We start from the raw sequence: 1198 nt of genomic DNA, 5'->3' as shown, positions 1-1198 counted from the left end.
TTTCTCATGACCAACTTAGGGCTAGTTTACGGCTCTCACATATCTAGAATCAGAAAGGGGGATACATACTCATTAATAGTCACTACATTCATACCGTCCAGTGAGGCTAATCTCATAGACATGGTATTAATACAAAGGGCCTTCGAGCTTCAGTTCAACGAATTTAACGACCACATGCCTGCTCTAGTAGCCCCTCTTATAGCGCTGTCTTTTGGGGAGACACTCTATGGCTTCCATGGAATAGACGCCATCGTGTGGATGTGCGAAAGAAACGTCAGGACCAACGCACAGAGGGTCCCCTCTCTTGCTGTTTTCAACGTAGATAAGCTCTTGGACGCCATAGCAGTAATAAAAGCGGAAGTGCCTCAGTGGCCTCGGTTACTGGGGGAGTCCCTCGTTGACGAGGACGGCATACCCGTGCTAGCAGAGCTCGCGGAGGCCGCTCTGAGTGGGAGTCTCAGGGAGAGGGCTTACTCAATAGTCAGGTCAATGCTCTCTCACGCTAAGTGGCTTGAACGAGAAAAACGAGAAGCCGGGAGTAAGAGAGCGCGAGAACTGGAGAGGGCCCTCAAGGACATAGCAAGAGCTCTTCTATCAGCGTGAGCGTGCTACATCAGCTTAAACTTATTTGGCTCTTGTTACCTGTGGCTCTTTTCAAGTGCTCTCACGTCACATGGACCTGCACTGTCGCCAAGAACCCCTAAAAGACCCAGGATCCGCGGCTACACCGTATCGCCCCGGCCCGATCAGCGCTAAACTCTAATACTGTTGAAGCCCGAGCCTCCGAGGGGGATAGATGTGCGTCGAGAAGCTTTAGCTAGGCGCCGAGAACGTATCTTCCACAGTGGGCTTCAAGAGGGCTGTCGAGACAGCTTTCAGGGATTTCGCCTCCAAGGTAGGCTACATCAGGAGCCTGAGGTGCAATCTCCTACAGGGTGATCCTTAACAGCGTCACGGACATTCTCTTCAACAAGCCACCGGGGGACCGGAGGGTGGCTAACAACGCGCTAACGTGAGCTCTCTCTACGTAGAGGGAGAGACGTTGGTAGTCGAGCTGAGCCTACACGGAGTCTACGTAGCGAGCAGGGTGCTGGAGCCGGGTGGCGCCCTCTTGGCAATCGGCAGGAAGCATGGGGAGGCCCGCGGGGTATCGCCACCGCCGGCCAAGCAGGATCTAGGCTATTAGCCCGGCACGGCT

The 1198-nt window shown here is 54.2% G+C and carries 2 protein-coding genes; both read left to right on the top strand.

Features of this window, described 5'->3' with window-relative positions; genetic code table 11:
• The coding region (locus ACP5KC_RS07615; RefSeq protein WP_428287153.1) for a hypothetical protein at positions 1-603 on the top strand (603 nt) is incomplete at its 5' end.
• 409 nt (positions 604-1012) lie between these two features.
• The gene (locus ACP5KC_RS07610) at positions 1013-1186 is read left to right on the top strand and encodes a hypothetical protein (protein ID WP_428287152.1); all 174 of its coding nucleotides are present in this window, start codon (positions 1013-1015) and stop codon (positions 1184-1186) included.
• The last annotated feature ends 12 nt before the right edge of the window (positions 1187-1198 follow it).

Source organism: Infirmifilum sp. (genome assembly GCF_049970975.1).
Taxonomy (GTDB): Archaea; Thermoproteota; Thermoprotei; order Thermofilales; family Thermofilaceae; genus Thermofilum; species Thermofilum uzonense.
Note: the sequence above shows the minus strand (reverse complement) of the source record. Positions and strands in the feature narration are given on the sequence as shown.